The following is a 22,834-nucleotide window of genomic DNA, read 5'->3' as shown; positions in this document are numbered from 1 at the left end:
AATAAGCTTAGCGCCAGCGAGGGGCAGCCGTGGACCAGGAACACAAAATCGACGTCAAACAGGCGCTGCGGGTCTTCGACAAGGCTACGCGGGAAGGCGAGAAGAAAGAGGACGGCTGGCACTTCAGGGGGCTCACCATGAGCACCGATTTCGACGGCTATACCGTCTTCATCAATTCCCCCAAAGTCCAGCTGACCGTGTTCTTCCACAACAAGTACACGGTCGACTACGGCAACGCGCTGGAACTGCAGGAGTTTGTCGAACTACTGGATAAACTCGACAGGGCCTGACACCCGCCGCGTCACTCAGGTGCCGGCGGGCACACCGCTGTGGAAGCGGAAATCTCCGTCGGCGCTCTGCACCAGATCCCGCTCGACTTCGAGCAACTGCTGAACCCGGGGCTGGATGTCCTCATTTGTGGCCCGCTGGGCCAGCGTCAGGTAATCGCGGAAGTGGCGCGCCTCGGACTTGAGCAGTGACAGATAGAACTTCTGTAGTTCTTCGTCGAGGTGCGGTGCGATGCGCGCGAAGCGCTCGCAGGAGCGCGCCTCGATGATCGCGCCACAGATCAGCGTATCCACGAGACGGCCCGGCTCGGCACTGCGCACCTGCTGGCGCAGCCCCGCGGCATAGCGGGAAGCGCTGATATGCGGATACACGATACCGCGCTTTTTCATGATCGCCAGCACCTGCTCGAAATGGCGCAGTTCCTCCCGCGCCAGCCGCGACATCTTGTTCAGCAGGTCAAAATTGTCCAGATAGCGGAACATCAGGTTCAGCGCCGTACCCGCCGCCTTTTTCTCGCAGTTGGCATGATCGACCAACATTAACTCCGGCTCGGCCAGCGCAGCCTGTATCCAGGCATCCGGGGTCGGGCACAGCAGGAATTCGTGGATGGCGGAGAGGTCGGGGACGGGAGTTGTCATGGTCGGCAATCGCTGAGGTCATGGGTAATTCGAGGCGCGAGATTATAACGGCCGCCGTGCTGGAATGGCCAACCGCCCTACTTCCCTTGCCCCCTCAACCGGCTTTGCGGACCTGGTGCTGCGCCAGTTGCTCCAGACCACAGTGTTCCGCCACTTCGTCGCGATAGTGCAGCCACGCGTGCAGAACCTGGCCCATCCAGTGCAGTACCGCCGGGCGCTCCCGCTCGTCGACGTAATCCAGCATCAGGTGCCAGGCTGCCTTGCGATGGCCGCCCTCCACGGCGCGGTGCACCCGGTGCAGGGCCAGGCATTCCAGCGGCAGATCGTAGTGTTTTACCAGCGGGTGGTCGCGCAGTGCCGGCCGAGGCCGGCGCGGATAGCCGGGATCCAGCTCGCCCCGCTCAAATTCGGTTCCCTCCAGGAACAGCGTCGTCACGGCCGTGGCTACCGCCCACCCATGCCCGGTGGTGGTCTCGTCCAGCAATGCGCGAAACTCCGCGGCCGCCGGCAACAGCTGGACGTGCTTGAAGCGATCCAGGTTCATACCCAGACCGCGCGGATATTCCAGAAACAACTGCGGATGGGGGCCGCTGCCACTCAGTTTCCCGGTTTCTTCTTCGTAAATGTTTTCCGCCAGCGCCTGGCGGACGTGGGGGTTGGGACACTGCACATAGGCCCTGCCCAGCAGCACGGGGAAATCGCGCACATAGGTCGCGTATTCCTGCTCCAGATGAATATGCAGCAGGTCCCTGGGCACCATGCCGGCAGTAAAGGCCGGCCACGCCCAGTGGACCTTGCGCTCCATCACGCGCAGCAGGGAATCCTTGAATTCAGAGCGGTTCATAGCGCCAATATTAGGGCGCGCAGCCGCTACCCGGTAGTCGCCCCCGCCACTGGTTAACCGAGGCGTGGGCGTGGCTCGGGCTGGGATTTAGGGTGTGTTAAGCGCAATTTGATAACGACTTAATAAGTGGAATATGATGAGAACTATTCAGTCAATCCACGGAACGAAGGCGATGAATGACGCAGCCCGATGCGGCGCACAACTACAGCAGCGGCTCCATGAGTTACACGACAGCGCCCGCGCCCTGCGACAGAACCTGGAACAGCTACAGGACGCCCCCAGACACTGGCAGTCCTACCTGTTGCAGCCGCGCTATGCAGTGGATGCCGCCGAGCAGCTCGGCGGAGGCTTCGAGCGGCCCCACGCCCTCGCCGGTGCCCTGTTTGCGCAACTGGATTACACCGATATCGCCCCGGGCGGAGACGCACGCGCGACACTGCAGATCCCCGGTTTACTCGGCGTTCCCTCCGCGACAATCGCGCTGGCCGAACAGCTGAACAGGGACAAAGACGCTTTCGCCCGCGCCGTGGCCGATTACCGGGGCGCACTGGGCCCAAGGTCAGCCGCCGAACGCGACCGCCGCCTGCGCGAAACGCTGGCGGACGCCGGGCACCCGCGCGCCCACCTGCGGCAGTGTTACCGCCAGGTACTGCTCTGCCCTGCCCGCCCGGATGCCATTGCGCTGTCGTGGATCAAGGCGCGCAAGTCGATTCGCAAGGTGACTGTGGATTGGTGTGAGAGGAAGCTGGTGCAACTGGATCCGCACGGCGAAGACACCGGCATCCAGTACCAGCGGCAGTTGCTCGCCGGGCTGCGGCAAAGCCAGCGCGACGACCTCCGCCAGGTGCAGGTGCAGAGTCGGCCCAACCTGCAGGTGGCCGAAATTTTCCATTCGGAAGAAGAAGAGATTTATCGCCAGGTGGGCTACGCCGCTATGCCGGTACTGGTGCCGGGCGATGATGCCGGACAGCTGCCAGACTTCACCCGCGTGGATCACGAGCCCGGCGCTGGCCGCCGGCGTCAGCGCCGTGACCTGACTCTGGGAAAAGAGCCATTCCTACCCGCCCTGCGGGTCCACTTGCACAGCGCCGAATAAAAAAGCCGGATTCAATCCGGCTTTATCGATGAAATTTTCTCTCCAGCCAAAGCAGGCGCCGGACGAATCAAGTATCGCACCACTAAGAGTTCAACCGCCCTTTAGCCGGTCGATGGCCGATTCGACACTGCGGCAACACCGCTGCAACAGCGCCTCGTCCTTGTCCCGCAGCGGCGCCAGTTCATCGCCGCGCAAAAAGGCCAGCAGTTCCCGCTCCGCTTCACAGCGCTGCTGCAGTATTTCGCGCGTCTGATCCGCAGAGAAGAGCCCCTGCAGGCGATTTAACAGCTGTTCGCCGGTTTCGCGGTCCGGGTCCGGCGCCGACGGCAGCTCGCCGTCGGCACGAATGGTCGCAGCAACGTCATCGGCCAGTTCGTCGCGTTCGACGGCGAGGGTCCGGCAGAGTGCGCTGGCGGTATCGTCCTGCAGAAATTCGGTCGCATCACGGAAATGATCAGCGCTCTGTTTCAGCGAAACATGCAGATCGTTCAGGGCGGCTTCGCGTTCGCTGCGCAGTAGTGTCATGAGTTTGCGGTTTCCTGTTCGGAAAGTTCCGATGCATCGCGGGGAACAACGACTTCCAGCGCTCCCGGCAATACCTTGAAGACAGCCGGCGTGCGGGTTGTCGGCTCGCCATCTGCGTGAATTTCCATTCCCGCGGGACGGGTAACAATTTCTATCTGCTCGCCCGACAGGGTAAAGACCCGCCGCGCCAGATTATGCTTGCCGCCGCGTAACAGCGGAGCCAGGGTCAGTAGTTCCCACACGCCCTGCGGCCGCAGGCTGTACAGGCACAGTCTAGCATCGTCGATACGGGCGGACTCGTGCACCACGTTGCCACCCCCGTAGTAGCGGCCGTTGCCCACCGCCAGCTGGATCGAGCGCTGCGTATAGTGATCGCCGTCTGCGGTTATCTGTACGCGGAACTGACGGGTGCGCGCAACCGCGGAAAAAAAGGCCCGCAGATAACTGAAAACACCCCAGCGCTTCTTGGCCTCATCATCAAGCTCTTCGGTCACGCTGACACCGAGCCCCATATGCGCAACATTGAAAAACAGATTGTCGTTGACCGAGCCCAGGTCGATGGCGCGGCGGTGATTAGCCTTGATGACGGCGAACGCCTGCTGCAGGTCGTCGATTCCCAGAGAGCGGGCGAGATCATTCGCGGTGCCCAGGGGCAGAATTGCCAGTGGCAGCTGGCACTCGTACAGGGTGCGCGCGGTGGAACTGATGGTGCCATCGCCCCCACCGACGATAACCAAGTCGAGTGACTCGCGGCGCCGGCGAATTTCAGCATCGGTTTCCTGCGGACCGCCGGAACGCAGTATGTCCACGTGCATGCCGGCACTGCGCAGCGAAGCGATACCGGAATCCAGGTCCGCTTCAGCGCCACTGCGGCTCGACGGATTGAGTACCAGTAGCGCGCGTATCGCCAGATCTGTCTGCTGATTGATAGCCTATCCTCCGGCCGCCGAGCGGTTAAATTGTGGATGAGACTCTAACAATTCCGCACAGCATTCGCGATAACCACCGGATCCAATGCGGGGCGCTACCCAGGGAGTGAATACCAAAAAAGTTATCGTTGCCGTTGCGTGTCTTTCCGCGAGCGGTGGCGGATATCCGCAATCTCTTTCTCACTGAGCCCCAGCGATTGCAGGAACTCCCGGTGCGCTTCCGGCGCATCGCGCTCGAATGCCGCGTGCCACCGCTTTCGACCGGCACTGTCGACGCCCGCCTCCTCCAGCATCGCCACCCACTGGGCCACGTCTACATGCCGGTCACTGGTCACCTCCCGCCCCAGCAGCTGAACCACCAGCTTCTGCTGCGCGCGCAGTCGCGCGATGTCGTCGTTGAGCGCCGCCAGCTGTCGCTCCAGTGCAATCTCCACTTTGCCCCCGGACTCGCCATCGAGAATTTCCCGGATGGCTTCCAGCGGCAGGCCGGCGCTGCGAAAGGTTTCAACACGCTCCATGCGCCGCAACTCCGCATCGCCATAGAGCCGGTATCCGGCCGCATTGGTACCCGCCGGCTCGAGTAGACCAATACGGTCATAGTAGAGCAGCGTGGAGCGAGACAGATTGAAGCGCTTTGCAAAGGCGGTGATTGTCAGCATCGTGGAAGCCGCTATTCCGCGCGATCGATCGGCACCAGGTCCGGCTCCACCCAGCGAACCCGGGCGGTATCGGAATTCAGGCACTCGTCGCTGTAGTGGCGCGCCAGCAGGCCGCGGGCGTCGGCCTGCAAATCCGGATTGGCGGCGAGAAAATCCTCGAAGCTATCCATCGGTTTGGAAGTATCGGCGTGCGTACGCAGGTCGACAATCCGCATCAGGGCTTCGGTTACCGTGTGGTGGTATTTTCCCGGCGCGCCGAGAGATTCGGCAAAGGCGCGGGTATCAGCGCACATGTATGCGCAGGCATCTGCCAATGGATAGCGCTTGAGGTAAAGCCAGGCCATGCGCAGGTGCGCGCGGTGGCCGAATTGTTCGGGACTCAGTGTCTGGTTACGGAAGCGGGCCAGAAAAGTTTCGTCGTCGAGTTGCATCATTACTCTCGTCAGCTTGGGAACCGCGGCCAGTTTCGAGGGTGAAGCTGTAGACGGGTCAAGCGCGGCAGGAGCGAAAGCTGCGGATCCCGAACCGGTCAGGCAGTCTGCAGGCCGGGCGCGACAAAGCGCTGATAGTAGGCCACCGACAGAGCATAGAAATCCTCGTCGATGCGCCAACGTAGCTCCACCAGCGAGACACCGCGCGCCTGCGGAGTTGGTTGCAGGCCGTAGTCCGCCGGGTTGTCGATCTGGCTGGCACCGGCGCGCAACAGTTCGAACACCCAGCAGTAGGGATTCTGGTCCTCGTCAAAGCGGATCTGCTGGTGACGCAGCTGCGCCAGTAGCAGCGACTGATTGACGATCTCGAGCTGGCTGCGCACAGCATTGACCAGGTAGCCCTCGCGGCGCTCGGCAATCACCCGGCGCTGATCCTCGGAATACGCATTCCAGTCGATCACTTCGTGGGCGAAGCGCTTGCAGCCGCGACAGACATTATCGCCAATACCGGTGGAGCAAACCCCAATACAGGGGGTGCGCACTTTTTTGTACATCAATCGACCAATTCAGCTATCGGCTTCATCTGCCGGAAATTCAGGTGGGACTCTTTGCGCCGTTAGACTATTTTGTTTGGATTCCGAAAGGAAGCGCATCGCTCAGAAATCGACCACAATTCACCAAACAAATAATCAAAATTCGCTTAAGTTATTGATTTTTCAATAAACTTAACAGTAATTCGCCGTTGCGGTAGAATTCGCCACCCGCCTCCAGCGGCCCGTGAGCAAACATCCCGGCGGCAAGAAAAATTTAACCGGGATTTCCGCCAGCTGTTGGTGCCACCCCACATAGTAAGAGGGACTTATCCGTGCTTGAAGCCTATCGCAAACACGTCGCCGAACGCGCCGAACAGGGTATTCCGCCCAAGCCTTTAGATGCCGAACAAGTGGCCGGGCTGGTCGAGCTGTTGAAGAATCCCCCAGCCGGCGAAGAACAGGAACTGGTTGAGCTGCTGACCCACCGCGTACCGCCGGGTGTCGACGAAGCGGCATACGTTAAAGCCGGCTTCCTGTCGGCCATCGTCAAGGGCGAGGCGGAGTGCCCGCTGATCGATCGCGAACACGCGACCAAACTGCTCGGTATGATGCTGGGCGGCTACAACATTTCCACCCTGGTCGACCTGCTGGACGACGGCGAGCTCGCCGGTCTTGCCGCCGAGCAGCTGAAAGGCACCCTGCTGATGTTCGACGCTTTCCACGATGTGGAAGAGAAAGCGAAGGCCGGCAATGAGAAAGCCAAGGAAGTGATCCAGTCCTGGGCCGACGGTGAGTGGTTCACCAAGCGCAAGAAAGTGCCGGAAAGCATCAAGGTTGCGGTCTTCAAGGTTACCGGCGAAACCAACACCGACGACCTGTCCCCGGCCCCGGACGCCTGGTCCCGCCCGGACATCCCGCTGCACGCGCTGGCCATGTACAAGATGAAGCGCGACGGCCTGGAGCCAGAAGAGCCCGGCGTAACCGGCCCGCTGAAGCAGATCGAAGAAGTCAAAGCCAAGGGCCTGCCCGTTGCCTTCATCGGTGACGTAGTCGGCACCGGCTCTTCCCGTAAGTCCGCCACCAACTCCGTACTGTGGTACTTCGGCGAAGACATGCCGGGCGTACCGAACAAGAAGGCCGGCGGCATCTGTATCGGTAGCAAAGTGGCGCCGATCTTCTACAACACCATGGAAGACGCCGGCGCGCTGGTATTCGAAGCGCCGGTGGACGAGCTGAACATGGGCGATATCATCGAGATCCGCCCCTATGAAGGCAAAATCCTGGCCGAAGACGGCAAGGTACTGTCTGAGTTCGAACTGAAGTCCGACGTTCTGCTGGACGAAGTACAGGCCGGTGGCCGTATCAACCTGATCGTCGGCCGCGGCCTCACCACCAAGGCCCGCGAATCCCTCGGTCTGGAAACTTCCGACCTGTTCCGCCTGCCCGAGCAGCCGAACGACACCGGTAAGGGCTACACCCTGGCCCAGAAAATGGTCGGCAAGGCCTGCGGTATGGACGGCGTGCGCCCGGGTACCTACTGCGAGCCGAAGATGACCACTGTCGGCTCCCAGGACACCACTGGCCCGATGACCCGCGACGAACTGAAAGACCTCGCCTGCCTCGGCTTCCAGGCCGACCTGGTGATGCAGTCTTTCTGTCACACCGCTGCCTATCCGAAGCCGGTGGACATCGACACCCAGCACAAACTGCCGGACTTCATCATGAACCGCGGCGGCGTTTCCCTGCGCCCGGCGGACGGCATCATTCACAGCTGGCTGAACCGCATGCTGCTGCCCGACACCGTGGGCACCGGTGGCGACTCTCACACCCGCTTCCCGATGGGCATCTCCTTCCCGGCCGGTTCCGGCCTGGTAGCATTTGCCGCAGCCACCGGCGTTATGCCGCTGGATATGCCGGAATCCGTACTGGTGCGCTTCAAGGGTGAAATGCAGCCCGGCATCACGCTGCGCGACCTGGTACACGCGATCCCCTACTACGGCATCAAGCAGGGTCTGCTGACCGTGGAGAAGAAAGGCAAGAAAAACGCCTTCTCCGGCCGCATCCTCGAGATCGAGGGCCTGGACAACCTGACCGTGGAACAGGCGTTCGAACTGTCCGACGCCTCCGCCGAGCGCTCTGCTGCCGGCTGTACCATCAAGCTGTCTGAAGAGACCATCGCCGAGTACCTGCGCTCCAACATCACCCTGCTGCGCTGGATGATCGCCGAAGGTTACGGCTCCGCCCGCACCCTGGAACGCCGCGCGCGCGCCATGGAAGAGTGGCTGGCCAACCCGGAACTGATGGAAGCGGACAAAGACGCCGAGTACGCCGAAGTCATCGAGATTGACCTGGCCGAAATCAAGGAACCGATCGTCTGCGCCCCGAACGACCCGGACGACGCGCGCCTGCTGTCTGAAGTGGCCGGCGACAAAGTCGACGAAGTGTTCCTCGGCTCCTGCATGACCAACATCGGTCACTTCCGTGCCGCCGGTAAACTGCTCGACCAGCACAAGGGCAGCATCCCCACCCGCATGTGGATTGCACCGCCTACCAAGATGGACGAGCACCAGCTGATGGAAGAAGGCTACTACAACATCTACGGCGCATCCGGTGCCCGCACCGAAATGCCCGGCTGCTCCCTGTGCATGGGTAACCAGGCGCGCGTAGCGGCGAACAGCACCGTGCTGTCCACCTCTACCCGCAACTTCCCCAACCGCCTGGGCGACGGTGCCAATGTGTACCTGACCTCTGCGGAACTGGCCTCCGTGGGTGCCATCCTCGGCAAGCTGCCCACCCCGGCCGAGTACCTGGAGTATGCGAAAAACATCAACTCCATGGCCGCGGAGATCTACCGCTACATGAACTTCGACCAGATTGAGGAATTCCAGAAATCTGCCGAAGAAGGCAAGCGCATTGCCGCGGTTGAGATTCAGGACGTTGCTGTTTAATCAGTTACCCTGAACCTCTTCAAAAGCCCCGCCCTTACCGGCGGGGCTTTTTTTATGCCCGAAACATCACTCTTAACCCGCGAATCCACCCTTTTTCAGAAGCCGCGGGCTTGTGTGCACGGAAAAGAATCTCGTAATCCATTGATTTTAAAAGAGGCTGCCCGACTCAAAGAAACCCGCACTTTCGCCTGCAACACAAGCGACAGGCTTCTTTTGCAGCTGGTTAATATTGTGCAGCTTTCCGTAACTCATTGTTTTTCAATGCGTTATTCCCCAAAGGCCATACAACCGTTTGGTGAACACAGGCCAAGATGATAAGTTGCCTATGGCGTATGGATAAAACTGTTAGGGTGCATGAGGAAAGGACCGGTGAAATATGAAGGTTAAGCGCATCATGGCCAATACTGCGACATCTGACCCCAGCAAAGCGAAGGCCTTTTATATGGACATATTGGGCCTCGAACTCCTGATGGATCACGGCTGGTTCAAGACGTACGGCTCAGATGCAACGATGACTGTTCAAGTGAGTTTCGGGTCTGAAGGCGGCTCGGGGACTCCTGTACCCGATCTATCCATCGAGGTTGATGACATCCAATCTGCATTGTCACGGTTCAAGGAGGCGAAGGTGCCAATCGAGTATGGGCCCGTCAGCGAGCCTTGGGGGGTTAAGCGCTTCTACGTTCGCGACCCTTTCGGAAAGCTCATCAACATTCTGCAACACGAGCGGGCGACTGCACCCTGACAACGCAGCCCAAGCATACGCGCCCGCGAGCGTGGCCGCTCATCAACCGCCGTTACCCGCGTGCGCCGGTGGCTGCGGACGCTAGGGCCCCAAGGTGAATATGAGCGTACCTGAAGATAAAAGAGAAGAAACGATACGGGACCTATCTTGGAGGCCTGAGGTCACTGAGCTATTGCTGAAAAATGAGGAATTAGGTGCGTTTTCTCGTTATTTTGAATTGCCGCAGTATTTCTATTCTAAAGGCTATCCAGAAAACCCTGGCGATTGGCCAGAGCTTGGAAATAGAGAACTTCTGCCTCTCTGGGAGTTTTCCGAAGAGATATATGCGCTAGATTTACTCTCCAACAAACTGGTCTTCTTCAAGATAGAGTGTCCCAGTGATTATGAGTCACTCGACTCTATAGATCAGGCAATATTTAAGATGATCGAGCTTCATACGTGGGAGTTAGGCGGAGAGGAAAAAGAAATAAACGAAGCAATCGAGTTTGCAAAAAGAGTGAAGCTTCCAAATATTTCAGGGCTAACCGAATTGTTTGCAAAATATGTGGAGTGCACAGAAAAAATGATTACAGGCTTTAGGCAATCTCTATGATCAGGAAATCCCTAAAAAAAGCGCTGCTAGGGACAAACCTACGCCGCGCTTCGGTTTGCCCCGGATCGCGGCGTCATGCATAAGAAGGGTAGATACAATCTGATGAGTTATGTTGAAGGAAAAGTTAAGTGGGTTTTGCGTGTTGAAGGATTGGCGATCTTACTTCTTTCGACATGTATGTACCATTTTCAGAATTATGGATGGGAGACTTTCTTTATCTATTTTCTCGTTCCGGATATTTCTTTTTTAGGTTACTTGATCAGCGATAGAATTGGAGCCATCGCTTATAATTGCGCACACTCACTTATTGGGCCTTCTCTATTCTTGAGCCTTAGCTTGTTCGTAGATAATTCCATTTCGCAACTTATAGGCCTCATATGGGTTGCCCACATCGGTTTTGATAGGGCACTAGGTTATGGCCTGAAATACAGTAAAGGTTTTGGTTACACGCACTTGGGTAAAATTGGCAAGGTTAAAAATGCATAACAAAGCCAATCACATTTGGCCCCAGCAAGCTGGGGCGCGAAAATCCTTACGCTACGCTTCATTCGACCCGTGTTGTCGTCGTTAAGCTTTGGAGGAAGTAATGTTATTAGGGGTGTATTTACGGAAGTATTTCGTCGAGAAAAACACTTTCACCATGCTGGCGGGAATATCGATTGATAGGCTTGATCAACTCATCGCAGACAAGGCAATTCCCAGCGCTACGTATACATGTGACGGCGACTCGATTTACTCTGAAATATTTGGTAGAACTCCAATCAGTGAACCACTTACGGGAGAGTACTTCAGGCCAGAGTGCGTGCGATGGGCACATATCGCCAATAGAGCCCCCTTCGGATCGGAGCGATCAACTGTTATAGCGGAGCTAACAAAAGAACTCCGAGGCGCCCTAGAACGCCATTGCGAATCAGAGAAAATTATCGAATCGAAAATACAAGGCTACTTGCCCTATTTTTTTAATGGAACCTTTGGTCTTTGCATCGCCGACCCTTCAAATGGAGCCAGTATTGCAAGGAAAGAAATACTCCAGGAAAAGCTCGTGGAAATTACCGAAAATGGTAATCTACCCTCACCTGCTGGCATCTCAAAAGAGGATCTTCTTAAGCTTATCGACGACTACGCCGAATCAGCAATGCCCTTTTCGCCCGCTGAATATGAGCGGAGTAGTAGAAAACGTCTTGTTGATGATTTACGGCCAGTCGTGGACAGAGCCTAACCAGGCAATGCAGCCGACGGCCAGATTTGTGCACTTTTTGCGCGGTCGCTACAATCCCATTATTGCGTAAAAGGTGAAAAAACTTGGCCGCGCCTGATCGCGGCGTTAGTCTGCGTTAAGACACCTGCACGGAATCACCGGGAGATAGCCATGAGTGAGTCCCATACGCGCATGCCCGAAACAGGCACACACCATCCGCTCGTTGAGCCGGCGTGGCTGGAGGAACACCTAGATGATCCCGACCTGCGCGTGGTGGACGCAACGGTGCAGGTCAAGCTCTGGCCGTTCCCGCGCGTTAAGAGCGGTAGACGTGGATTTGAGCGGGCCCACATTCCAGGCGCAGCGTTCGCAGACCTCCTGAAGATATCGGATCCCGAACGGCCTTCCTACACGTTCACGATGCCAACTGCGGAATGGTTCGCCGACCACATGGGCCGCCTTGGCATCGGAGACGGCACACGTGTCGTGCTATACGATGCGCGGGAAAACATGTGGGCTGCTCGATTGTGGTGGATGCTCCGCACGTTTGGATTCGACGACGCGGCGGTACTGAACGGTGGGTGGACGGCCTGGCGGCTTGAAGACCGTCCGGTCTCCTCGAAACCTTGCGCGTACCCGGCTGCCACGTTCACCCCGCGCGTCCGGCCGGAGCTCATCGCTGACAAAGGGGAGGTGCTGACCGCGATTGACGACTCGACGACGTGCCTCGTGAATGCACTCGGCCGGCGGCAGCATCGTGGTGAGCGTAAGGAATATGGGGCGCGAGGGCATATTCCAGGTGCAAAAAACGTGACGGCATGGGAAATCCTCGACCGGAAGACGATGCGCTATCGCCCGGTTGAAGAGCTGCGCAAGCTGTTTCGTCCAATGCTGGAGGCCGAGCGCGTTATTACCTACTGTGGCGGTGGCATTGCCTCTTCGAGCGATGCGTTTGTTCTCCACTTGCTGGGACATCGGAACGTCGCCGTTTACGACGGAGGGCTCATCGAGTGGTCGGCAGATCGCAACTTGCCCCTTGAGCTTGGAGAATGACGCTCACACGTACGCCTCCTAGCAAGGCGCTTCACCGGACGATAAATCCGCTACGCTACATTGCTGCCGGTGAGCTTTGGCGTTAGGCGGGACAAAAACCAACGGCGTATTCCTATGAATCACAAACATCCTCCACTACCACTGCACGGTTCATGTCACTGCGGCTCGGTCCGCATTACGCTACCGGCGGCGCCCGAAACGGCGACGAGTTGCAACTGCTCGTTATGCCGGCGCACGGGAGGTATATGGGCCTACTACGAACTAGGCACTGTCTTCGTCCAGGGCCACCCCGAGAATACCGAAAGCTACATCTGGGGTGACCGGACTCTGAAGAACGTTCGGTGTAAGACCTGCGGGATCGTCACCCACTGGGAGCCGCTCGAACCCGCCCCCGGCGCTCGTCATGGAGTGAACCTGAGGAACTTTGAACCCCAGCTCCTGGAGTCGGTTGTGGTCAGGCAGTTCGATGGGGCAGATACATGGAAATTCCTGGATTGAACACTTACCACTTCTTGCATTCGGCGCTCAGAATCTCACAGGTGCCGCCTAACAATTCGTCCAAGCCGACGCCGCTTCGCGGCACGGCTTAACTCAGGCGCTGACACCCCATGAATCCAGCAAAAGTTGATCGCAGCAGAACCATGAAGTTGACTGACCTCCCTAATATTGGAAAGGCCGGCGCCTCTGACTTGCAATTGCTTGGTATCGCGAGCCCAAAAGATCTTGTGGGGCGTGACCCATACCAAATGTACGAAGAACTCTGCAGTACGACTGGACACAAACATGACCCTTGTGTAATTGATGTGTTTATATCAATTACTCGTTTCATGGGTGGTGAGGAGGCTAAGCCTTGGTGGGCGTATACACCGGAGCGTAAAAATGCTCTCGACCCAAAGTGATTTCAGCATGCCTACAAGCCGCGCAACTTTGCTCCGCGCCCTATCGGGCGCTCCGCGGGACTGGCGCCACAGCGCCAGCCCCTTCGCTAAGCGTTAAATTATTTTTTAGATATGAGTATTAAATTAAGAAAGGCCAAGCGTGAGGATTCCTCTTGTATCCTGAAGATGCTGCATGATCTAGGTCATAGTGATGGCGTTGCGGAGATCCGGACCACAGAAAGCGATTTGCTTACAAATATCTTCTCTGATCAGCCGGTGGCCTATGCAATGCTAATTCTAGTCGATGAGAAGGTAGCTGGCTTTTTGATCTATAGCTGGAAATGGGCAACTTTTACTGGTCAGAGAGAGATGTATATGCAGGCAATATATGTAAGCCCAGAGTACAGAAGAAACGGAGTTGCTCGAAGCGCCATGTCGAAATTGGCATCTATGGCCTCGGATTCCGGTTGCACACGAATTGAATGGTATGTTGTAAAGGACAAAACTATGAATAATGGATTTTATGAATCCATTAAGTCTCATGTTCTAGAGCATATGGAGATTCGGCGAGTGGCGGGGGGATGAACTGAAAATTCTGGCCAGTGGCCAGATTTAACAAGCGATTTCAGTTGAAATCGTAAACTACACGACTCAACTGAGTCAGGCGTTAACACACAATAGAAAATTCGGCGATGGCGCACATAAATTCAAAAATTAATCGCCCGTTATCGGAAAGAGAACGTGAGCTTTTGGTGTGGCTCGCAAATAATTTAACTATTTCAACACCGGTGCCCTTGAATGAGGTACCAAATTTGGAGGTTGCATCTACCTGCAAGTGTGGCTGTGCGAGCATAGATTTTTCTATAGACGGGAAGCCAAATTCTGTTAAAGACGGTGTGACTGTAGTTGCTGACTATTTGTACAAGTCAAAAAGCAACAACCACATGGGCTGCTTTTTATTCATGGCGAACGGTCATTTAGGCGGTATAGAGGTATGCTCAGTCGATGGAGCTGAAACTCCCTCAGAACTCCCAAGTCCTAGCGAGCTATACAGTTATGAGCAAGCATCTCGCTAACAAAGTGCTGCAGCCGGTCGACCAAGGCGATACCTTCCAACCGCTTGATCAAAAAGTGCTCGCGGCTGTCGATTTCGCGCAGGCGTTTCTTGCCGTAGATATAGTCGGCCTTTTTCGAGCGGTCGCCGAGTTTGGCCGCGTCGCTGACTGCCAGGGTGACCCGCGGGCGCTCCTCTTCCGAAAGGTATTTCGCTCGGTGCGCATGCGCTGCGCGCTTCTGGGGTGGTATAGCGGGAACCGCGCGTGCTTTTTACTTGGTGGATGTCCAGAATCGCCAAAATTACCCCAGAAACACCAGGTCAGTACCCTGCCAATAACCTAGTCCCACTGATGTCCCGCGTTTGGAAAGCTAAGTTCACTGGCAAGTGTCCGCGATCAGGCATCGATTGTTGAGGCAATGACGTCGCAGATTGAGCGGTTATATACAGAAGACTCTGGAATTACGTTGATAGTTAGTTCAGAATCTGTAGCCTTTTGCAGTTTTAAGAAAAGGCAACTCTGAATGCGGATCGCGATTTCAATAATAATCCTCTCCACTACGGGATGTGCAACCTATAACCCGACCATGAATTTCACTCGAAACGAACTGCCTGAAAACGCGCGGGATGCTCTGTTTGCACAGGACAAAAGCGAGTGTGTGGATGCAACTCTCTCCGTATTCGGGGAAAGCCCGGTTTTCGGTGTTTATTCAGAACCGTACAGCGGGCACGACGGCGGGTACTACTCAGTTGTTGCGCAAACCGACAGAAGTTTCCAGCAACAGAAATATATGAAAGATACAGAATCTCTTAACAAGCTAAAAATCCAGCGCGACACCATGTATGTTCAGTGCATGGAGACGCGCGGGTGGCGAAAAACAGGCGTCTGACTCCCGTAGCCGTTGTTCGTCTGGACACGCACAGAATAAAATTTGGGTGAAATGGAGCATAAGAACCGCAGAAGGTTTGGTATTGGGGAAATGAGCGAAGAAGGCGGCGGCCAACTGTTTCGTATATTGTATTTGGATAATGCGCCAGAGCCTTGGTAAAGGTATGGCGAAAATAATGGTTAACAAAGCGCAGCTGTCGAACAATTTTCACATTGAGCTTCAAAATTATCGCAGCGCGCGACGTTATGTATCTTAGGGAAATTACTCATTGGAAGAGTTAGCTGAAGGAGCGTTTAAAGGGTTACTCAGAATAGTCAGCGTTGTTATTCGTTCTTTGATTTGGCTAATCTGGGAGCTCTGTTTTGAGACTATTGCTTGGTATGCTGGGTGGCCTGTTTGTCGAGCAATCAGTTTTGGCAACTTACCCCAGGAATCCATCACTGAGCATAAATTGGCATCCAGCCTAACCAATTTTATTGTCTCTGTAGTTGGGCTTGTATCGTTGTTTGGCACGGCTATCCTTCTCGCCCAATTGGTTGGACCGGGTTGAGCCCGCATTCACATAACAAGGCGCAGCGGTGCTCAGGGTTAGGCGCATACTCAAATCCCTCTTACTTTGGGGAATGACATGTCAGCAAAGAGGGTTAATAAAGGGGCAGTTCAAAAAGCATCCACTCGCCAGTGGGTCAGGCTAATTGTTGTGTATCTCCTAATCCCGCTGATTTTATTTATATGCAGTGGGGATCTCGGCTGGTGGCAGGCATGGCTATATTCCATGCTGATCCTGGCTGCTGGAATCGGTGGCCGTATATGGGCGGAACAACGACATCCAGGATTAATGGCCGAAAGACAAAGTATTGAAAATATCCAAAACGCGAAAACCTGGGACAAAGTGCTTGCACCGCTGATGGCCATAAGTATCGGGTTTCCTATGGTCATGGTAGCGGGGCTGGACCACCGCTATAACTGGTCCTTCGAATTTCCGCTTTGGCTCATCGTGGTTGGCTTTATTTTTATCTCGCTCGGATACGCTTTCGCTGTATGGGCTTTGGCTGAAAACCGCTTTTTCTACAGCGTGGTACGCATTCAGACGGATCGGGGGCATGTGGTGTGTGACAGTGGCCCCTACCAGTTTTTGCGGCATCCGGGTTATGCCGGGAATATTCTTGCTCTGTTCGGTATCGTTCTTGCTCTGAATTCGCTATGGACATTGATCCCTGCGGCGGTGGCAACAATCATCACGGTTATCAGAACGGCACTTGAAGACCGAACTTTACAGGAAGAGTTGCCAGGCTATCGAGACTATTCACGACGGGTGCGCTATCGGTTGATCCCGGGGATATATTGACGGATCTGAGTGGTGGGTGTCGCAGATCAGGGATTGAGGTCAAACCGAGAGGGCTCCACGCCGCATAACAAAGGTAAACAGTTACCTCAGCCCCTGTCGGGACCACCGCAGGAAGACCCACGCCTCGCTTCGGCCTACTCTGCTGGCGGATCAGTTTCAGGCTGATCCGCCCTCTTTGAACGGCAACAACTGGGGCAACTGCCAGACTGCTCTTTTGAGCGACATGACACCAGCCCCGCCAGGATCGCCTTCATTTCAGCAGCCTCTTCTGGCGCCCGCTTTGCTTTGGCGTCAGACGCCTCTCCGCATACGGGGAAGTCGTCGCCGGAATGGTGCCAATTCGATCCTGGCACCAACTCTTCAAAAACGCTCCCCTGTCAAAGGGGAGTGCTTTAGGCAAGGAGAATCAGTCTTTCAGATCATCCTTTTTGAATATCCCATCGAGTTTGATGTTTGCGATCACGGGACCGCCATCTTTCATCGTAACCCAGGTCAGATGATCGACGTTGCCGGGCCCATCCTTGTGGAAGGAGCCACCGACGGTACCCATCCGGATATAGTCACGGCCAAATCGCTCTTCGTGTTTGTAGTAGTGCATATGCCCAGCGAAGACCGTGTATTGTCGCTCGTTCTCCCGCAGCAGGTTTTCTATTTTCACAAAGTTTTCCGAGGGATTTTCCCAGGCCGGCTGATGGAAAAAGACAAATGTCCAACGTGCATCCTTGTCTTCCGACAGCACCTTGCGAACGTATTCCACCTGGTCGTCGCTGAAGTTCGCCGGCTTGCGGTAGCTTTTCAAGCGGTCGCTCTTCATGAACTCCGCTAGCATAACCGCCGCGGCTTCTGGATCAGTGACCTTGAGCCTGTTGTACTTAACCAGATCCTTTTCGAATTCTGGATCCACCAGATTCGGCGGATCCTCGCTGTTGAGCGCCAAGAAGAGGCAATCACGGTATTTGAAGTGATAATAGGTTGGCCCGTACCGACTCTCCCATACCTTGCGCATGGTGTCGTTGCCCAGGTCGTGATTGCCTATCACACGAAAGAACGGCATATCCAGGCGACTAACTTTTTCATCCAGTTCGCTCCACATGCTGTCCAGCTTTGGTAGATCACTGGTGTAGCCTTCGATCAGGTCACCGATAGACATGACAAACTCGGGTTGAAACAGGTTGGCTTTATCCATTGCCCTGTCAAATATGCCCAAACGCTCACCACCGGTACGGTCACCTATAACCAGGAACCGAAAGTCATTGGGGTCGTTCTGGAAGTCCTTTTGTGTCCAGGGTTTGGGTGCATACGCCGGGGAATCCGACTCAAAAGCCGGGCCGGCATGACCAGCCTGTACCAAAACAGTACCCAACACGATGGTAACGAGTGCATGCCGTCTGGCAATAGACTTTAACAATTTAATTATCATGATTTTTCTCTATGCCAATCCAATAATTACTATGCTTCAATTACAGAGGGCCTTATGTAGCTCCATTTTTCATCGCAGCGATCATAGTGAGGAGATCCGGTTCGCTCTCGCCCTTCACCACCAGCGGAGGCCACCAGCCCAACACAGGTCACGCCCTGGCTCGACACGGCTGAATGAGGGACAGCTGCATTTGCTCGGAACGCTGGACCTTGAACCTGATCGGTTGGCCTACTACACACTCCCCAACAAACTCTTTAGACGTCGGATTCCAAAGGTCGTAACCCCTAAAATTGAACAACACTTCCCTTGTCCGCATAGCAGAGGCTATAACCTGAATCCGAGTTTCAATGTGCATTGAAAACATGGGACTGGTGAACTCCTCACAAGAGATACAATCGTCTGCAAGGGTCTTCTTTGACGTTGAACCTTCGGGCTACCAGTCGTAACCTAACACGACCTCTGCTCAGTCCGAATATGAGATATCGCCAATGACACCGTCCATTGCTGCCAACATCTGGGCAACACCCGCCCTTAGTTAGCACCGGCTTGCTCGGCAATATAGGCAATGTTCTCCTAAGTTAACCACTGACTCGCTTTATCGTGTTCCACACTCTTGTGCCAGTAAAGAAACGCCTCGGCCATCGGCACCTTGAACGGCAGCTCAGGGGTCCAGACATCGTAGTATTTTTGCCAGCGAATAGAGCACGGTCGCTGCCAGATCCGACTCCGCAACCACCGAGAAGATCTCCAGGCGTCCGGTATCAGCAGGGCAATATTGCGCTCGCGCCCAAGCTTTCTCCGGGTCAGGCCAACATAACCCAGCCCCGTGCGGCGACTACTGGCATGAACATGTTCCAGTGCGAGATAGCTTTCCAGATCCAGTTGCTCATCGACCCACGGATGGTCATGCCGGATCACACAGATATAGCGATCACGAAACAACAACTAAGAGCATAGATCGGGGTCTGACAACAGCACGCCAGCGCTGGCGTCGGTAGCATACGCAGATTACTGCGCACAAGAGTGGATCGGCCAACATTGCCCGCAACCGCGACAACGCATTACTCACGACCGGTTGGCTGGTACACAGTATTTCCCCGGTCCGCGTCACACTCTGCTCGCTGTAAATGGTGTCGAAGACCACAAATAGATTCAGGCCGAGCTTACTCAGTTGCATTCAGACACCCCTTACATAGCTCAATCCATCGGGCTGACCACGCCCCGCTCATGCACACCGATCACATGGGTGTAAATCATCGTCGTATTGACATCACTGTGCCCCAGTAACTCCTGGATGTTTCGAATATCAGTACCGGAAGCCAACAATTTAGTGGCAAAAGAATGCCGAAAAGTATGGCAGCTCGCCCTCTTCCGGATGCCCGCGTCCGCCATGGCCCGCGCCACCGCCCTACGCACCTGCTGCTCGCCAATATGATGGCGCCGCATCATGCCACTACGCGGATCGAGTGATCTTTCAGCGGCGGGAAACACATACTGCCATCCGGGGCTTCGGGCAGCCCTCGGATACTTTTTGGCCAGCGCGAAGGGCAAATACACCTCCCCATAACCTTCTTCAAGATCGCGCCGGTGGAGAGCCAACGCCAATTCAATCTGGGCGTGTAAAGTCTCGACCAGGGACTTCGGCAGCAGAGTACGCCGCCACTTTTCTCCTTTCGCTTCCCGGACCAACAGACATTGCTGCTCGAAGTCCACATCCTGCACTCGGAGCCGAGCAGCCTCCATCACCCTCAAGCCCGAACCATACATCAGCGATACAGCCAACTTGTGGTGCCCGTTCAATCTTTCAATCACGGCCATTGCTTCCCCATGGCTAAACACCACCGGTAACCGCCGGCCTTTACTGGCCCTATCAAACTGCAACTCGCCGATATCGATACCCAGAAACTGGCGATACAGAAACACGGCAGCATTCAAAGCCGTCTTCTGGGTATTGATAGCCACCGAGCGATGCCCTGCCAGGTATGCCAGCCAAGCTTCAATCTCTGGCGGCCCCAGCTCCTCGGGGCGCCGCATTTGGTGAAACCGGATAAAATCCAGAATCCACCGACAATAGGTTTTCTCCGTTCGATAAGCCATGTGCCGCGCCCTCATAAACGCCCGCAGGCGGTCCATAAAGCGCACCGGCCTCGCCGGGATCGGCACGGGGATATCTTCCATGATCACTCCTCCATACGTGAGAACTGTATATTTATACACTACAAGGCAAAAAATGACCAAGTTAGCCCAGATAATCCGGCCCCGGCGACCGATATTCTTGTGATTGACTAGAAAAGCCAAAAAATTAGATAAATATCAATAACCTACGTAAGTAAGGCGAAACGGTGATATCCGTCGGGGTGATCAATACGAAGAATTGGTACAAAGGTATCAAAATATGCAGCGCCTTGACGGCACGGGCGATTGCGGACATTCTGACGTCAATTTCAGCCTTGAATATTTTTCAAGGTACTATCGGTCGTGAGGACCACGATATAACTGTTAAGTTCTCATGAAAACACGCATATTGCTTATATTAATGTTCTTTCCGTTGGTCGCTTATTCTGATCAACCTCCGGATTGGGACAACTATAAAGTTACTTCCCACAATGGTAAGTGGGCGGCGTTTTTGAGTAGGGACTACAACGAAAGCGCAAAGTATCCGTGGGAAGACACATGGACGCTATCCATATACAAAGCGTTTCAACATCCGGTTCCTGGCCCCAATCAAGTTCCGATTTGGTCTCGCCCTTATGATCCAAGCGGCTATTCTGAAGGATACCTTTCGGATGATGGAAAAATTTTTGTATATGTTGAGTATTGGTTTCGTAAAAATTACCCAGTGGTAAAGATATTTACGGAAGAATGTACCATTTTTAAAAATGGTGAATTCTTCAATGTTGGAAATGATTTAGAGAAAACCGTATCACATGAGTTATGGCTTAGAGATGGCTCAAAAACTGAGTTTGTTTCCAAATCTGAAAAGCCGTTTGTAAGGGTAGAAACAGTGGCTGGTGATCGTTACATCGAGGTTACCTGCGAGTAAAAACTTAACAATACGCTGCAGGCCGACGTCTAACTTTGTGCACTTTATGCGCGGTCGCTACGCTCCCATTATCGCGCATAAAGCGCCCAAAGTTAGCCGCGGCTGAGCGCGGCGTTAGGGATCATGATTGCCATACCTTACATTGCGCTAGCATTCATCCTGTGGATTGTGTGGGTGTTTGTTGTCATAAAAATTAAACAAAGATTCTTTGCAGATCCGGTTGAAAAATTACTTAAACCATGGGTTCTGACTGGAGTTCTACTCGGCTTTCTAGCAGCGCTCGCTGGGACCGGGCTATTAGTTCCATCGATAGATCGGTATGCAATACCTTTTCTGGGAGTTTTTCTTTGGCCTGTATGGTGCACTTTTGGTTTAGGGATGGTTTCTCTGCTCATCGCTGATCGCGTTTTAAAATGCGAGCCAGAAAATCGCAAGGCATTGATACTTAAGCATATAGGTGGAGGGGTAATCTACGCGATCCCTGCCTTGGGGCCTGTTTCCGTACAATTTATCAATGAAATAGCTCACTTATGGGGGCTAAAATTGACCTTTACACCCTAACAAAGCGCAGCAAAGGGACGGCTTACTTTATGCACGTCTTGCGCTGGTAGCTGCGCTCCCATTTTCGCGCAAAACGCGCATAAAGTAAGCCGCCCCTGTGCGCGGCGTTAGGCAATAGCCAGTATGAAATTATTGTGGTTGCTGATACTTCTTGTCTTTTCAAGTGCAGTTTGTGCTGAAAACTTCGACGCACGAATTCTGTTTGCTGAAGCGGCTATGCAATCTGCAGAGGGAACGAAGTACGAGAAATTGGTGCGGGAAAGTACGTGGGACGCCGATAGAGAGTGCTTTCAGGCTTCAATAAAAATTAAATCAACCTCGGGATACTATCAGCTGGTTGCTACTATAGATCTGGACGGCAAGGCTAAAATGGTTGAGGTGCGCCCCGTAAACCATTATTCATCGTGCGTAGCTATCTGGTTTGCGAATAATAGGTTTCCAAAACCACCAAGAGAAAGTTGGCCTATTCGCTTGGAGGTAAATATCCCGCCATAGTGGGTGATTCATGCCTAACAATCACAGGCAGTTTGCTACGGCCCTTCGGGCCTCCGCGGGACGGCTTACCTTGTGCACCATTTGCGCGGGTCGCTTCGCTCCCATTTTCGCGCAAAGGGCGCACAAACTAAGCCGCCCCTGCTGTGGGCGTTAAAACTCGGGATCCACATGACAATTGTCAGTAATCCAAATGTATACAGTACTGCGATACGAATAGCTGAGAAACGGGGCTGGGCGATAACCACTAGAAAATTACCCACTTCATCTGAGCAAGAAGTTTACGAATGGAGTGCCGTTAAAGAAGATAGAGAGGTGGTTGCAAATAATCCCATTGAGCTCCTTGGCCTAATTAAGATTTATGAGGAGCAGTTTAAAGGTAGCCACGAGCCATATTGGTGGAAACTAGATGGCGACAAACCTTGGTGGAAATATACAGGCCAAGAGTTTTAACAAAGCCAGGCAGGATGCTCCGGGCCTTCGGCCCTCCGCGGGACAGCTTACCTTGTGCACGTGTTGCGCGGGTCGCTGTGCTCCCAGTTTCGCGCAACACGCGCACAAGGTAAGCTGCCCCTGCTGGCGGCGTTATGCACTATCAAGAATCTGAGCATGGAAATATACCAGCAAGAAATAGATGAACTTACTAAATTAATGCGTGAGGAGTGGCTTGAT

General features: G+C 54.7%; 29 protein-coding genes. 17 read left to right on the top strand and 12 right to left on the bottom strand.

Features of this window, described 5'->3' with window-relative positions:
• The first annotated feature begins 29 nt into the window (after window positions 1–29).
• Window positions 30–290 carry a DUF3081 family protein gene (locus IG168_RS08640; RefSeq protein WP_193163941.1) on the top strand — a complete coding sequence of 87 codons (261 nt, stop codon included), beginning with the start codon at window positions 30–32 and terminating at the stop codon, window positions 288–290.
• Window positions 291–305: 15 nt separating this feature from the next.
• Here the strand turns inward: IG168_RS08640 and miaE are convergent, their stop codons facing one another.
• Together miaE and IG168_RS08630 are read right to left on the bottom strand one after the other, a co-directional pair.
• The gene (gene miaE / locus IG168_RS08635; RefSeq protein ID WP_193163939.1) at window positions 306–926 is read right to left on the bottom strand and encodes a tRNA-(ms[2]io[6]A)-hydroxylase; all 621 of its coding nucleotides are present in this window, start codon (window positions 924–926) and stop codon (window positions 306–308) included.
• Window positions 927–1,020: 94 nt separating this feature from the next.
• Complete coding sequence (locus IG168_RS08630; RefSeq protein ID WP_193163937.1) at window positions 1,021–1,770, bottom strand: iron-containing redox enzyme family protein; 750 nt, start codon at window positions 1,768–1,770, stop codon at window positions 1,021–1,023.
• A 172-nt stretch (window positions 1,771–1,942) separates the two neighbouring features.
• On the opposite strand from IG168_RS08630, the gene IG168_RS08625 reads away from it, so the two are divergent.
• Window positions 1,943–2,866 carry a hypothetical protein gene (locus tag IG168_RS08625; RefSeq protein ID WP_193163935.1) on the top strand — a complete coding sequence of 308 codons (924 nt, stop codon included), beginning with the start codon at window positions 1,943–1,945 and terminating at the stop codon, window positions 2,864–2,866.
• 90 nt (window positions 2,867–2,956) lie between these two features.
• Here the strand turns inward: IG168_RS08625 and IG168_RS08620 are convergent, their stop codons facing one another.
• From IG168_RS08620 to IG168_RS08600, 5 genes are all read right to left on the bottom strand, one after another.
• Complete coding sequence (locus IG168_RS08620) at window positions 2,957–3,391, bottom strand: hypothetical protein (RefSeq protein ID WP_193163933.1); 435 nt, start codon at window positions 3,389–3,391, stop codon at window positions 2,957–2,959.
• The gene (locus IG168_RS08615; protein WP_319024680.1) at window positions 3,388–4,296 is read right to left on the bottom strand and encodes a lipid kinase; all 909 of its coding nucleotides are present in this window, start codon (window positions 4,294–4,296) and stop codon (window positions 3,388–3,390) included. Before IG168_RS08615 ends, IG168_RS08620 begins: the two co-directional genes overlap by 4 nt.
• Window positions 4,297–4,442: 146 nt before the next feature.
• Entirely contained in the window at window positions 4,443–4,979 is a 537-nt protein-coding gene (locus IG168_RS08610; protein ID WP_193163931.1) for a MerR family transcriptional regulator, read from the bottom strand.
• Window positions 4,980–4,990: 11 nt separating this feature from the next.
• The gene (locus IG168_RS08605; RefSeq protein ID WP_193163929.1) at window positions 4,991–5,413 is read right to left on the bottom strand and encodes a hypothetical protein; all 423 of its coding nucleotides are present in this window, start codon (window positions 5,411–5,413) and stop codon (window positions 4,991–4,993) included.
• Window positions 5,414–5,508: 95 nt separating this feature from the next.
• Window positions 5,509–5,964, bottom strand: coding sequence for a DUF1289 domain-containing protein (locus IG168_RS08600; protein WP_193164036.1), 456 nt, complete (start codon window positions 5,962–5,964; stop codon window positions 5,509–5,511).
• A gap of 311 nt (window positions 5,965–6,275) precedes the next feature.
• Here IG168_RS08600 and acnB point away from each other — a divergent pair, with 311 nt between their 5' ends.
• From acnB to IG168_RS08560, 9 genes are all read left to right on the top strand, one after another.
• Window positions 6,276–8,891 (top strand): bifunctional aconitate hydratase 2/2-methylisocitrate dehydratase, encoded by a 2,616-nt coding sequence (gene acnB / locus IG168_RS08595; RefSeq protein ID WP_193163927.1) that lies wholly within the window; start codon window positions 6,276–6,278, stop codon window positions 8,889–8,891.
• A gap of 376 nt (window positions 8,892–9,267) precedes the next feature.
• On the top strand, window positions 9,268–9,633 hold the full coding sequence (locus IG168_RS08590) for a VOC family protein (protein ID WP_193163925.1): 366 nt from the start codon (window positions 9,268–9,270) through the stop codon (window positions 9,631–9,633).
• A 94-nt stretch (window positions 9,634–9,727) separates the two neighbouring features.
• Window positions 9,728–10,225 carry a hypothetical protein gene (locus IG168_RS08585; protein WP_193163923.1) on the top strand — a complete coding sequence of 166 codons (498 nt, stop codon included), beginning with the start codon at window positions 9,728–9,730 and terminating at the stop codon, window positions 10,223–10,225.
• Between the two features lie 102 nt (window positions 10,226–10,327).
• Window positions 10,328–10,711 carry a DUF4260 domain-containing protein gene (locus IG168_RS08580; protein WP_193163921.1) on the top strand — a complete coding sequence of 128 codons (384 nt, stop codon included), beginning with the start codon at window positions 10,328–10,330 and terminating at the stop codon, window positions 10,709–10,711.
• Window positions 10,712–10,811: 100 nt separating this feature from the next.
• Entirely contained in the window at window positions 10,812–11,444 is a 633-nt protein-coding gene (locus IG168_RS08575) for a DUF6058 family natural product biosynthesis protein (RefSeq protein ID WP_193163919.1), read from the top strand.
• A 150-nt stretch (window positions 11,445–11,594) separates the two neighbouring features.
• Window positions 11,595–12,476: a sulfurtransferase gene (locus IG168_RS08570; RefSeq protein ID WP_193163917.1), complete on the top strand. Its 882-nt coding sequence runs from the start codon at window positions 11,595–11,597 to the stop codon at window positions 12,474–12,476.
• Window positions 12,477–12,590: 114 nt separating this feature from the next.
• Window positions 12,591–12,974 carry a GFA family protein gene (locus IG168_RS21050; RefSeq protein ID WP_449843658.1) on the top strand — a complete coding sequence of 128 codons (384 nt, stop codon included), beginning with the start codon at window positions 12,591–12,593 and terminating at the stop codon, window positions 12,972–12,974.
• A 110-nt stretch (window positions 12,975–13,084) separates the two neighbouring features.
• The gene (locus tag IG168_RS20975) at window positions 13,085–13,375 is read left to right on the top strand and encodes a helix-hairpin-helix domain-containing protein (RefSeq protein WP_193163915.1); all 291 of its coding nucleotides are present in this window, start codon (window positions 13,085–13,087) and stop codon (window positions 13,373–13,375) included.
• Between the two features lie 111 nt (window positions 13,376–13,486).
• On the top strand, window positions 13,487–13,939 hold the full coding sequence (locus IG168_RS08560) for a GNAT family N-acetyltransferase (protein ID WP_193163913.1): 453 nt from the start codon (window positions 13,487–13,489) through the stop codon (window positions 13,937–13,939).
• Window positions 13,940–14,392: 453 nt separating this feature from the next.
• Here IG168_RS08560 and IG168_RS20630 read toward each other — a convergent pair whose 3' ends face one another.
• Entirely contained in the window at window positions 14,393–14,584 is a 192-nt protein-coding gene (locus IG168_RS20630; protein ID WP_319024679.1) for a hypothetical protein, read from the bottom strand.
• A gap of 348 nt (window positions 14,585–14,932) precedes the next feature.
• On the opposite strand from IG168_RS20630, the gene IG168_RS08550 reads away from it, so the two are divergent.
• Together IG168_RS08550 and IG168_RS08545 are read left to right on the top strand one after the other, a co-directional pair.
• Window positions 14,933–15,298 (top strand): hypothetical protein, encoded by a 366-nt coding sequence (locus IG168_RS08550; RefSeq protein ID WP_193163911.1) that lies wholly within the window; start codon window positions 14,933–14,935, stop codon window positions 15,296–15,298.
• Window positions 15,299–15,926: 628 nt separating this feature from the next.
• Window positions 15,927–16,646 (top strand): methyltransferase family protein, encoded by a 720-nt coding sequence (locus tag IG168_RS08545; RefSeq protein ID WP_193163909.1) that lies wholly within the window; start codon window positions 15,927–15,929, stop codon window positions 16,644–16,646.
• A gap of 406 nt (window positions 16,647–17,052) precedes the next feature.
• Here IG168_RS08545 and IG168_RS08540 read toward each other — a convergent pair whose 3' ends face one another.
• The 4 genes from IG168_RS08540 to IG168_RS08525 form a co-directional block, all read right to left on the bottom strand.
• On the bottom strand, window positions 17,053–18,066 hold the full coding sequence (locus IG168_RS08540; RefSeq protein WP_193163908.1) for a metallophosphoesterase family protein: 1,014 nt from the start codon (window positions 18,064–18,066) through the stop codon (window positions 17,053–17,055).
• Between the two features lie 573 nt (window positions 18,067–18,639).
• Window positions 18,640–18,984 carry a type 2 periplasmic-binding domain-containing protein gene (locus tag IG168_RS08535; protein WP_193163906.1) on the bottom strand — a complete coding sequence of 115 codons (345 nt, stop codon included), beginning with the start codon at window positions 18,982–18,984 and terminating at the stop codon, window positions 18,640–18,642.
• Window positions 18,985–18,997: 13 nt separating this feature from the next.
• Window positions 18,998–19,243 (bottom strand): LysR family transcriptional regulator, encoded by a 246-nt coding sequence (locus IG168_RS20970; RefSeq protein WP_193163904.1) that lies wholly within the window; start codon window positions 19,241–19,243, stop codon window positions 18,998–19,000.
• A gap of 20 nt (window positions 19,244–19,263) precedes the next feature.
• Window positions 19,264–20,244: an integron integrase gene (locus IG168_RS08525; RefSeq protein WP_193163902.1), complete on the bottom strand. Its 981-nt coding sequence runs from the start codon at window positions 20,242–20,244 to the stop codon at window positions 19,264–19,266.
• Window positions 20,245–20,575: 331 nt separating this feature from the next.
• Between IG168_RS08525 and IG168_RS08520 the strand changes: the two genes are divergently transcribed.
• From IG168_RS08520 to IG168_RS08505, 4 genes are all read left to right on the top strand, one after another.
• On the top strand, window positions 20,576–21,109 hold the full coding sequence (locus IG168_RS08520) for a hypothetical protein (protein ID WP_193163900.1): 534 nt from the start codon (window positions 20,576–20,578) through the stop codon (window positions 21,107–21,109).
• 174 nt (window positions 21,110–21,283) lie between these two features.
• Entirely contained in the window at window positions 21,284–21,670 is a 387-nt protein-coding gene (locus IG168_RS08515; RefSeq protein ID WP_193163898.1) for a hypothetical protein, read from the top strand.
• Between the two features lie 123 nt (window positions 21,671–21,793).
• The gene (locus tag IG168_RS08510; protein WP_193163896.1) at window positions 21,794–22,165 is read left to right on the top strand and encodes a hypothetical protein; all 372 of its coding nucleotides are present in this window, start codon (window positions 21,794–21,796) and stop codon (window positions 22,163–22,165) included.
• Window positions 22,166–22,333: 168 nt separating this feature from the next.
• On the top strand, window positions 22,334–22,615 hold the full coding sequence (locus tag IG168_RS08505; protein ID WP_193163894.1) for a hypothetical protein: 282 nt from the start codon (window positions 22,334–22,336) through the stop codon (window positions 22,613–22,615).
• The last annotated feature ends 219 nt before the right edge of the window (window positions 22,616–22,834 follow it).

It is taken from the genome of Microbulbifer hainanensis, from assembly GCF_014904735.1.
In the GTDB taxonomy this organism is placed as follows: domain Bacteria; phylum Pseudomonadota; class Gammaproteobacteria; order Pseudomonadales; family Cellvibrionaceae; genus Microbulbifer; species Microbulbifer hainanensis.
This window is presented reverse-complemented; position numbering and strand designations above follow the sequence as displayed.